The 10,751-nt window shown below is 42.1% G+C and carries 9 protein-coding genes and 1 other RNA gene; 6 read left to right on the forward strand and 4 right to left on the reverse strand.

From position 1 onward, the window contains the following. Positions 1-10 precede the first annotated feature (10 nt). From ACZIX4_RS14565 to ACZIX4_RS14590, 6 genes are all read left to right on the forward strand, one after another. Entirely contained in the window at positions 11-1,600 is a 1,590-nt protein-coding gene (locus ACZIX4_RS14565) for a RagB/SusD family nutrient uptake outer membrane protein (protein WP_463336364.1), read from the forward strand. An 18-nt stretch (positions 1,601-1,618) separates the two neighbouring features. Further along, a complete protein-coding gene (locus tag ACZIX4_RS14570) occupies positions 1,619-2,434 on the forward strand; it encodes a DUF4843 domain-containing protein (protein ID WP_463336365.1) in 816 nt (271 codons plus the stop codon). A 138-nt stretch (positions 2,435-2,572) separates the two neighbouring features. Next, positions 2,573-4,519 (forward strand): putative porin, encoded by a 1,947-nt coding sequence (locus ACZIX4_RS14575; protein ID WP_463336366.1) that lies wholly within the window; start codon positions 2,573-2,575, stop codon positions 4,517-4,519. Between the two features lie 45 nt (positions 4,520-4,564). Then, the gene (locus ACZIX4_RS14580) at positions 4,565-5,926 is read left to right on the forward strand and encodes a pyridoxal-phosphate dependent enzyme (RefSeq protein ID WP_463336367.1); all 1,362 of its coding nucleotides are present in this window, start codon (positions 4,565-4,567) and stop codon (positions 5,924-5,926) included. Positions 5,927-6,060: 134 nt separating this feature from the next. Continuing rightward, positions 6,061-6,573, forward strand: a complete 513-nt coding sequence (locus tag ACZIX4_RS14585) for a 3'-5' exonuclease (protein ID WP_463336368.1) — start codon at positions 6,061-6,063, stop codon at positions 6,571-6,573. A gap of 175 nt (positions 6,574-6,748) precedes the next feature. Next, positions 6,749-8,011 (forward strand): asparagine synthetase B, encoded by a 1,263-nt coding sequence (locus ACZIX4_RS14590; RefSeq protein WP_463336369.1) that lies wholly within the window; start codon positions 6,749-6,751, stop codon positions 8,009-8,011. A 290-nt stretch (positions 8,012-8,301) separates the two neighbouring features. On the opposite strand, the gene rny is transcribed toward ACZIX4_RS14590, so the two are convergent. The 4 genes from rny to ACZIX4_RS14610 all read right to left on the reverse strand — a co-directional run bounded on the left by rny (position 8,302) and on the right by ACZIX4_RS14610 (position 10,677). Next, positions 8,302-9,864, reverse strand: coding sequence for a ribonuclease Y (gene rny, locus ACZIX4_RS14595; protein ID WP_463336370.1), 1,563 nt, complete (start codon positions 9,862-9,864; stop codon positions 8,302-8,304). Between the two features lie 52 nt (positions 9,865-9,916). Continuing rightward, positions 9,917-10,024: non-coding RNA, 6S RNA (gene ssrS, locus ACZIX4_RS14600), on the reverse strand. 66 nt (positions 10,025-10,090) lie between these two features. Next, positions 10,091-10,378, reverse strand: coding sequence for a cell division protein ZapA (locus ACZIX4_RS14605; protein ID WP_463336371.1), 288 nt, complete (start codon positions 10,376-10,378; stop codon positions 10,091-10,093). Positions 10,379-10,386: 8 nt separating this feature from the next. Then, positions 10,387-10,677 carry a hypothetical protein gene (locus ACZIX4_RS14610; RefSeq protein WP_463336372.1) on the reverse strand — a complete coding sequence of 97 codons (291 nt, stop codon included), beginning with the start codon at positions 10,675-10,677 and terminating at the stop codon, positions 10,387-10,389. Positions 10,678-10,751 lie beyond the last annotated feature (74 nt).

Here is a 10,751-nt window from a genome sequence, read left to right on the forward strand (position 1 = left end):
AAACATTACTATGAGAAAAAATAAATTTTTATTAACAGCTTTAGCTCTTTTAGGGCTTTTAGCATCGTGTGATGATGCTTATAACATTGCTCAGCCGGGAGAGGTTACTAATCCTGATGATGTTTATACTTCTATTGATAATCTTGAAAGCGGCCTTAACGGTGTTTATGCAGTTTTCGGTACTGATGCAGAAATTGAGTTTACCTCAATTTTTACTGATGAAACTTCAATAGGTATACAGAATGGTGGCCAGGGCCTTATTAGTGGTGTTTATAACTTTAACCTGAACGCAGGTTCTGATGCACCACAGGCTATATGGCAAAGGAACTATTTGCTTATTAACTTTGCTAACCGCCTTATGGTAGCTGCCCAGAATTTTAAGGATAACAATCCGTATTACTGGGAAGAGTCTGGTCCTGATGCCTCTCAAGATGAAATAAACGAAAAACTTGATGTAACAACCCGTTACGACAATATTTGGGCACAGTTATACGGCCTTAGGGCATATGCTTATGTAGATCTTGTAAGCTGGTTCTCTACAGATCCTGCTGACGACAGTGCACTTGGCGTAATGCTGCTTGATTTTGTACCTGCTGATGATTACAGTACGTTTTTACCAAGGGTAACTAATGATAAAATCTATGCACTTGTAGATTCAGACATACAGAAAGCTCTTGATATTTATGATGCTTCACCAAATCCGGTGCTTGAAAGTACGTATTATGTGTCTGAGGATTTCCTTTTAGCACTAAAAGTACGCGAGCTTGTATACCGTAAAAAATATCAGGAAGCTTTAGATGTTGTTACGGACTTACCTATGGGTTCTGCTCCATATACGCTTCAAAATACAGTTGATGGCTATATAGGCCAGTTAGAGGAAACATCTTCAGAAGAAATGATATTTAAAATTGCACGTGTATTTGGCGATGCGCAGATTGGTGGCTACTGGAACTCTCAAAGTAGTAATATAGATGGTGCACCGTTCTTTGAAGTTGGCCGTGCGCTTTATAACTCTTACGGAAGTACAGATATCAGGATACAACCAAATGCTCTTATAGATGAAACATCTCTTATAATGAGTCCTGCGCAGCTGGCTATAGCTTCGCAAAGCACTTACAGGAATAATGATGTACTTGTAGTGAATAAATATCCGGGTAATGAAGTTCAGGGTGAGGCACTACTTAACGACGTTAAAATATTTACAATAGGTGAACTTATACTGCTTAGGGCAGAAGCCCTTGCCGGTGTAGGTAACTATAACGGAAACACTGTTAATTCTGCTGCCTACTGGATAAGGAGGCTTCGTAATTTCCGTACCGGTATAAATACTGCAGTAAGTATGGGTAGCTCGCAACAGGAAGCATTTTCTATCATCCTTGATGAAAGAAGGAAAGAGCTTGCATTTATGGGCTTCCGTTACCTTGACCTTAAGCGTCTTGGTCCTGTAACCGGTAAAAACGTAGACCGTTACCTTAAGGATTGTGAGCCATATGGTTCTTGTACACTTAGTTCTACTGATTACAGGTTTACAATGCCAATCCCTAATCTTGAGATAATCTCTAACCCTAATATTCAGGATCAGCAAAACCCTGGTTATTAATAAAAAAAGCTTATTATTATGAAACAATATTTTATAAAGTCTTTTTTGTTTGCATTAGCGATTGTTTCCCTTGCAAGCTGTGAGTCTTTTGAAAACGAAACCTTGGTTTCAAGCTATTCTTATGCCGGTTTTAACCAGGAAATTGTTAACCTGCCTGCTTTTGAAGATGCTGCAGAAAATGTAGCTTATGTAGAAGTAGGGGTTACAAATAAAGTTGACTATGACCGTACTTTTGTAGTACAGGTTGAAGAACTGCTTAGTACTGCAACACCAGACCAGTATACTATAGACCCTGTAATGGTAATACCTGCAGGTGAGTATGTAGGTGAGGTTAAAGTAACTGCTAATTATGCTAACCTTCCTGAAACGGAACAACGCATGATTGCACTTACACTTGTTTCTGTACAGGATGCTGATTCTTACAACGACCAAAGTGTAGATGCTAACGTATTTATATTCAGGGGTTGTATTATAGAAGCTGAAGGTAACTATACTGCCCAGGCTACAGGTTATGGTACTACTGTTGAATTTGATGCTGTTTTAACACGTGCATCTGAAATTGTAGGTATTAACTCTTTTACAAGCAATTCAATGTGGGGAACACTTCCTGCAGTACTTGCTGATAACACATCTTATGCCGGTTATATATATCCGGGGCTAATCACTATAAATTGTGATGGTAGTGTAGTAATGGAAGGTACTAACGCCAGTGGCGATACTGGTGAAGGTGAGGGTACCTATGATTTTGAAACCGGTGTTATAACGGTTACTTTCGATCAGGCATTCTTCAATGTTGAGTTTGACACTACAACAATATTTACTCCAGCAGAGTAATTACTGTTTGTTCAATAGATTAAAGGCTGCCCATTGGGCAGCCTTTTTCGCATTATATAAATAGCTTATTTTTATATTAAAAAAGTATCTTTGCCGTTATATTCTCCATATACCCGATATATGTTTAAAAAACAGCTTTTGCTTATACTGTTACTGTTTCCGTTGGTAATGCTTTCGCAGCAGGGCCTTACGAGGGCAAAGAACATGAATATAAAGCGCGATACCTCTGCCGATAAAAAAACACCCGATGCAGACGGACAACTTGCTCCGGCAGATACTATAGCCACTATAGATATGTACAAAATAGTAACGCTTGAGCGTGATACTATTCTTGTAGATACCACCCTTACCATAGAAAAGGAATATACTACAAACTATCTGCGTAAAGATAATTTCGGGTTGTTGCCGTTAGCTAATGACGGGCAGGCATACAATACCCTTGATTTTGGGCTAACTAAATTCGACCCTTTCCCGGGTTTTGGCTTTAAAGCCAAACATTTTGCGTATGCAGAAGTTGAAGATATAAAGTACTATAATGTACCCACACCGTATTCGGATTTAATGTACCGCTCCACACAGTCGCAGGGGCAAATACTTGATGCATTGTTTACGGTAAACACATCTGAAAAACTGAACCTTTTTGTGGGATATAAAGGCCTTCGGTCTATAGGTAAGTACATCAATTCTATTTCCAGTAATGGTGTTTTTAAAATAGGTGGCAGCTATAATACGGAAGGTAACCGCTATATGCTTAAATTCCACTTTACCGGCCAGGATTTCTCAAATGAAGAAAATGGCGGTATTATTGATACCGGTGTATTTGAAGGCGGTGACCAGACATCATCGGAGCGCGAACGCCTTGAGGTATACTTTACCGATGCAAGCTCCATGCTTAAAGGCAAGCGCTTTTTCATAGACCACGAGTTCCGTCTTAGTAAAAGCAACCCAAATAGTATTGTAGTACACCACCGTTTTAACTACGAGGATAAATTTTTCGAGTTTAAGCAGCCCACACTCAGTGATAAGTACGGTGATGCATATACCACATCGGCAAATAACAAGACCAGGTATAACCGCATGTACAATATGGTTGGTGCGGCGTACTCTAATGAAACCATTGGCGATATAGAATTTTACGTAGAAGATTATACCTATAATTACTATTACAATTCTATAATCCTGCAAAACGACTTTTCTGTAGAAGTGCCAAATGCACTTAATGACCGTATAGATACTTATGGTGCTAAGTATAGTTACCAAAAAAATAACTGGAAAGGTACTGCACTAATTTCAAACAGTATTACAGACCAGTCGTTGGCTAATATCGACCTGCAGGCATCGTATAAGTTTGACGATAAAAACCAGGTTTCGGCACGCTACCAGAATATGAACAAGCTACCCGACCTGAATTACCAGCTGTACCAAAGCGATTACAAGGAGTATAACTGGAGCAATACGTTTAAGAACGAAAAAATAAACAGCTTTGAGTTTGAAGCAAAAACCAAATGGCTCGATGCTTCAGTACAGTATTCTATATTACAAGACCATCTTTACTTTGCTAATACATTTGAAAGCGAAGACACAGCCAATTATTTTGATACACTGTATGTAAAGCCTGTGCAGTATGATAAAACCATTAATTACCTGTCAGTAAAGGCGCATAAGGATATCCGTTTTTGGAAGCTTGGGCTTGATAACACGGTATTGTACCAAAATGTGCAACAAGAAAGTAACGTGCTTAATGTGCCTTCTTTCGTAACACGAAATACACTGTACTACACAGACAGATGGTTTAAAAGGGCATTGCAAATACAAACTGGTTTTACGTTCCAGTACTTCACAAAATATTATGGCAACGACTACAACCCTATAATGGGTGAGTTTTATTCGCAGGATAAACGCAAGTTTGGTGGTTTCCCGTTGATGGATTTTTTCATAAATGCAAAAATCCAGGAGTTTAGGGTGTTTCTCCGTGCGGAACATTTTAATTCCTCATTTAGCAGCCCTACTTTTTATTCTGCGCCAAACTACCCTTACCGTGATTTCACCGTGCGTTTTGGCGTCATCTGGGATTTCTTCTCGTAAAACAATTTCACAAATAAACGTATCTTTGTGCCATATTCAACTGATATGAAATACGCTGAAAATATACTGCAAACCATTGGTAACACTCCTTTGGTAAAAATAAACAAGCTGGCTAAGGAAATCGATGCCTTGGTACTGGCTAAAGTAGAAACTTTTAACCCCGGCAACTCGGTAAAAGACCGTATGGCCGTAAAAATGATAGAGGATGCCGAAGCCGATGGCCGCCTGAAACCGGGTGGGACCATTATAGAAGGTACATCAGGTAATACTGGTATGGGCCTTGCACTGGGTGCTATAGTAAAAGGGTATAAGCTTGTATGTGTAATATCAGACAAGCAGAGCAAGGAAAAAATGGACATACTGCGCGCCGTTGGTGCCCGTGTGGTGGTTTGCCCTACCGATGTGGAGCCTACCGACCCGCGTTCGTATTACTCCGTATCAAAGCGTCTTGCTGAGGAAACGCCTAACTCATGGTACGTAAACCAGTACGATAACCTTAGCAATACAGTGGCACACTATGAGCAAACCGGCCCTGAAATCTGGGAACAAACTGAAGGCAAGATTACGCATTTTGTAGTGGGTGTGGGTACCGGTGGTACTATCTCCGGTGTAGCGAAATACCTTAAAGAAAACAACCCGAATGTAAAGATTTGGGGTATAGATACCTATGGTTCAGTGTTTAAAAAGTACCACGAAACCGGTATTTTCGATGAAAACGAAATCTACTCGTATGTTACAGAAGGTATAGGTGAAGACATTTTGCCAAAGAACGTTGATTTTAGCCTGATTGACGGCTTCACAAAAGTAACCGACAAGGATGCTGCGGTATATACCCGTAAGCTGGCACTTGAGGAAGGTATTTTTGTAGGCAACTCAGCAGGTGCTGCCATGAAAGGCGTGCTGCAGCTAAAAGAGCATTTTAAACCCGAAGATGTGGTTGTGGTATTGTTCCATGACAGTGGCAGCCGTTACGTAGGCAAGATGTTTAACGACGATTGGATGCGCGAACGCGGTTATCTTGACGATGAAATAACCAAGGCTGAAGACCTTATTAAAGACCATTCGGATAAGCCGCTGGTAACCGTGCGCACCGAAGAGCTGGTAAGCCACGCCATAGACCGCCTGCGGAAGTACAAAATATCGCAGATACCGGTGGTAGATGTCGATGGTTTTGTTGGGTCTGTGGATGAAACCGACCTGTTCCGTAGTTATATTGAGGATAAGGACATCGCTGATAAACCTATTAAGGATGTAATGGGCAAACCGTATCCGGTAGTTAAATCAGGTACTTCGGTAGATGAAATCTCAAAGCTGTTTACCAAAGACAACCAGGCTGTACTGGTAGAACTGGAAGAGGGCAGGTACCACATCATTACGAAGCACGACATCATTAGTTCAATAAAATAAGGGAACTCCCGATACCTTGCGTACTGTCATTGCGAGGAGGAACGACGAAGCAATCTCATAAATAACTTTATAGTGATGAGATTGCTTCGTTCTTCACAATGAAACTACGTTGAGGCTAATGTAAAAATACAGTCATGAACTTTACCGCAATAGACTTTGAAACCGCTACCGGGTACGGCCACAGTGCCTGTGCCGTGGGTATTATTACAGTAGAGGACAGTATTATTACCGAAGAATACCATACCCTGATTCAGCCGCCCGATAATGAATATTGGTCGCGTAACATTATGGTGCATGGCATAAAACCATACGATACTCTTAATGTGCCTACATTCGATACGCTGTTCCCGGAGATACAGAAGCGGCTTTTTGGCAGAAAAATCGTTGCTCATAACGAAAGTTTTGACCGTAGTGTATTGTCTAAAACCATGGCGTATTACGGCTTGCATTATGACGAGCTTGAAATTGCCAACCGATGGGAATGTACCGTAAAAATTTACCGCGCTAAAGGTTACCCTAAAGCCAATCTGCAATACTGCTGCGACCGTAACAACATAGCACTGAACCACCACGAAGCCCTGAGCGATGCCCGTGCGTGTGCAAAGCTATACCTGCTGCACGATAGCCAGGTGAAAATGAAGATTTGATTTTTTTAGATTATTGGATTGTTAGATTTTTAGATTTTTAGAAAATTGGAAACTACGCATGCTTTCTGATATTCTTAAAATCCAAAAATCTAACGTTCTAACAAATCTAATAATCCAAACCTCCTACAATCTAATCTGCCTTTTATTCGTTATCTTTGGAGTAAAGTTGTTTGTAATGAATTTCAGGAAAATATGTTTCGTGCTGGTATTGCTGTTGTCATTTGGGGCAAAAGCCTCTATGATACTGGTGCCAATGGACGAAACCTCTCAAAAAAACCACCTCAAAGCCTACGGTATTACCTACTGGGTACTTTCTAAAAACTATAAAGCCAACTGGCTGCTGAACTATCGTGGTGGCTCGTTCCTGCTGCCTGATGCTTCTGAAATACGTAAAGAGTGCCAGATTCGCGGTGTAAGCTTTGAAGTACTCAGCGATGGACAGGCTAACAGTATACTCGATGAAATAAGCAGCCCGTCTCAAAACATGGAAAACGTGCTGCTGGAAAAAGCACCTAAAGTGGCCGTATACACACCACCGGGCAAGCAGCCTTGGGACGATGCCGTAACGCTTGTGCTTACGTATGCGGAGATACCGTTTACGCCGATATATGATGAGGAAGTGCTGGGCGATGGCCTGCTGTTGTATGACTGGCTACACCTGCACCATGAGGATTTTACAGGGCAATACGGTAAATTCTTTGGGGCATACCGCAATGCGCCCTGGTATATAGAACAAAAGCAGGACGCTGAGAAGCTGGCTGCAAAATTAGGTTACAATAAGGTTTCGCAGGAGAAGCTGGCTGTGGCCAAAAAAATACGTGATTTTGTAATTAGCGGCGGCTTTATGTTTGCCATGTGTTCGGCTACGGATAGTTTTGATATTGCGCTTTCGGCGGAAGGTACGGATATATGCGAACCGATGTTTGACGGTGACCCAAGCGATGCCAACTACCAGTCGCGTATTGACTACAACAGTACTTTTGCCTTTAAGGATTTTGTGTTGGAACGCAATCCTGTGGTGTACGAGTTCTCGGATATCGATACTACTACCAAACGAAATATCTTGCCTGATAATGATTATTTCACCCTGATGGAATATTCGGCCAAGTGGGACCCGATTCCAAGCATGCTGTGCCAAAACCATACCCAATTGGTAAAAGGCTTTATGGGGCAAACCACTGCTTTTGTGGGTGACCTTGTGAAATCTAATATTCTTGTTATGGGCGAATGCAAGCAGAATGGCGAAGCACGCTACATACACGGCACTAAAGGCAAGGGGATGTTTACCTTCTTTGGCGGACACGATCCTGAAGATTACCAGCATAGGGTAGGGGATGCCCCTACAGTGCTCGACCTGCACCCGAACTCACCGGGCTACAGGCTTATCCTGAACAATGTTTTGTTCCCTGCTGCCAAGAAGAAGAAGCTTAAAACGTAATAAATATCTATAGATTCAGAAAAGCCCAAAGAGGGCTTTTTTTGTATGCTATTTCGCGCAAAGACGCCAAGGCGCTAAGATTTGCCACGCTTTATAGGGTTAAAAACTTTGCGCCTTGGCGTCTTTGCGAGATGAAACCTGCTATAAAAATAGTGGTATGATATCTACTCAAAAAAGCAGCTCCTTTGCGAGAGAAAGTATAATTCGAGAAAATATAAAGCAATAAAAAAGGCTGCAAAACTGCAGCCTTTATATCGAATAACCGAATTAACAAATAACCATATAACCGGTTACTTAGCAATATTCACCGCCCTTGTTTCACGGATTACGGTAATTTTTACCTGGCCCGGATAGGTCATTTCGGTTTGTATTTTGTGAGATATTTCAAACGAAAGGTTAGCCGCCATATCGTCGGTTACTTTTTCGCTTTCTACTATTACACGAAGCTCACGACCTGCCTGTATCGCATAAGCGCTCTTCACACCCTGGAAACCGTAAGCGATATCTTCAAGGTCTTTAAGGCGCTGTATGTACGAGTCAAGCACCTGCCTGCGAGCACCCGGCCTTGCACCGCTAATAGCGTCACATACCTGTACAATTGGCGACAGCATCGACTTCATTTCTATTTCGTCGTGGTGGGCACCAATCGCGTTGCACACCTCTTCTTTTTCACCGTATTTCTCAGCCCATTGCATACCCAGTAGCGCGTGCGGAAGGTCGCTTTCAGTATCAGGAACCTTACCTATATCGTGTAGTAAGCCGGCACGTTTGGCAAGTTTCACGTTAAGGCCCAGTTCAGCAGCCATAATACCACAAAGTTTGGCTACCTCGCGGCTGTGCTGTAACAGGTTTTGTCCGTAAGACGAACGGTATTTCATACGGCCTACAATCTTGATAAGTTCCGGGTGAAGCCCGTGGATACCAAGGTCTATAACGGTACGTTTACCTACTTCTATAATTTCGTCCTCAATCTGCTTGGCAGTTTTGGCAACAACTTCTTCAATACGCGCAGGGTGTATACGTCCGTCCGTCACCAGTTTGTGTAGTGAAAGGCGCGCAATTTCCCTCCTTACAGGGTCAAAGCACGAAAGGATGATAGCCTCTGGGGTATCGTCCACAATGATTTCTACGCCGGTAGCAGCTTCAAGCGCACGGATGTTACGTCCTTCACGGCCAATGATACGTCCTTTAACGTCATCAGACTCTATGTTGAATACCGATACACAGTTTTCTACGGCTTCTTCAGTACCTACACGTTGTATGGTGTTGATAATGATTTTCTTGGCTTCCTGCTGTGCAGTAAGCTTAGCCTCTTCAATAGTGTCCTGAATATGGCTCATAGCGCTGCTTTTGGCCTCAGCCTTAAGGCTTTCCACAAGCTGGTTTTTTGCTTCCTCAGCCGATAGGCCTGATATTACCTCAAGCTGTTCTACCTGGCTTTTGTGTAGCCTGTCTACTTCCTGTTGCTTTTTGTCTATATGCTCCAGGCGGTTGTTGTAGTCTGCAACTTTATGCTCCAGTTCGTCGCTTAGTTTTTTGTTTTTGGCAAGTTCGCTTGATATTTGCGACTCTTTATCGCGTGTACGCTTTTCAGCTTCAGCTATCTTTTTGTCTTTACCAAGTATAACCTGTTCGTGCTCGGCTTTCAGTTCCAGGAACTTTTCTTTAGCCTGCAGTAATTTGTCTTTCTTAATCGTTTCACCCTGGTTGGTCGCATCTTTCACAATGATAGATGCCTCTTTCTTTGCCTCTGCAAGTATACCGGTAGAGCTGTTCTTTTCAAGGTATTTAGCTATACCAAATCCTGCGCCCAGGCCTACAATCCCGATAATTATCAATAATAGAATCTCCATATGTTGGTTTTATGTATATATATAAAAAAGCCTGCATCAGGATGAATTGTATAAACTCGTATTGACAAGTTTTGGGCTAACCCGCTGTTCAGGGATCTGCGACAAAGGCAGCATGCCATAGAAGCGGCGATTCGCCCATTTTAAAGAATTGGCGTTGAGTTTATCAAATATTTACTAATGCAGGCAGTTTTGTTTGCTATGTAAAGAACGTGTCTTAAGCTATATTTTATAGGAGGTTCCCAAGTTTTTCATCCATCAGCTTCAGCCTTTCGGTGGCATCGTCTATTTCCGCAGAGCGGTCTATAACCTGCTGTTCGGCCAGCGCTGCAAATTGCAGTGCGCACATGGCCAGCACATCCTGTTTATCCCTTACGGCATAGTTTTCTTCGAACTGTTTTATCATGGCATCGATTTTTTTAGAGGCGGTCCTGAGGCCTTCCTCCTGCGACGGGTCTACCGTAAGCGGGTATACCCTGTCTGCTATCGATATTTTTATCTTCAGTTTATCGTCCATGACGTTTATCAGTCTGAAAGTTGGGCTATACAGTAATCGATCTCGCGGATCAATGAATTTATTTTGAGTTTCGTCTCCCTCTTGCTCTCATCACTGCCCAGTAACGAATTGGCCATCCTCAGCGATTCGTTTTGCTGTTTTAATGCAGCAATTTCATCTTGTTGCCTGCCCATATGCGCTTTCGCATCGGCAGCCGAACGCTGTAGTTCATGGTTAGCCGCCTGCAGCTGCACCAGCTTTTGCTGAAGCATTCCGAGTTTATTTTCCAGTGATTCAACTATTTTGGATAATTCACTCATGCCGCAGATATTTCGTTACATCTTTTACAAAGTTAATATTACTTTAATTACAAACAATAGGTTTACGTAAAAAA

This window comes from Flavobacterium niveum (genome assembly GCF_055231775.1).

Excerpts from the sequence above, each read along its gene's own strand:
- ACZIX4_RS14565 (WP_463336364.1), top strand. The coding sequence starts at position 11 with ATGAGAAAAAATAAATTTTTATTAACAGCTTTAGCTCTTTTAGGGCTT.
- ACZIX4_RS14570 (WP_463336365.1), top strand. The coding sequence starts at position 1,619 with ATGAAACAATATTTTATAAAGTCTTTTTTGTTTGCATTAGCGATTGTT.
- ACZIX4_RS14580 (WP_463336367.1), top strand. The coding sequence starts at position 4,565 with ATGAAATACGCTGAAAATATACTGCAAACCATTGGTAACACTCCTTTG.
- ACZIX4_RS14585 (WP_463336368.1), top strand. The coding sequence starts at position 6,061 with ATGAACTTTACCGCAATAGACTTTGAAACCGCTACCGGGTACGGCCAC.
- ACZIX4_RS14590 (WP_463336369.1), top strand. The coding sequence starts at position 6,749 with ATGAATTTCAGGAAAATATGTTTCGTGCTGGTATTGCTGTTGTCATTT.
- rny (WP_463336370.1), bottom strand. The coding sequence starts at position 9,864 with ATGGAGATTCTATTATTGATAATTATCGGGATTGTAGGCCTGGGCGCA.
- ACZIX4_RS14605 (WP_463336371.1), bottom strand. The coding sequence starts at position 10,378 with ATGGACGATAAACTGAAGATAAAAATATCGATAGCAGACAGGGTATAC.
- ACZIX4_RS14610 (WP_463336372.1), bottom strand. The coding sequence starts at position 10,677 with ATGAGTGAATTATCCAAAATAGTTGAATCACTGGAAAATAAACTCGGA.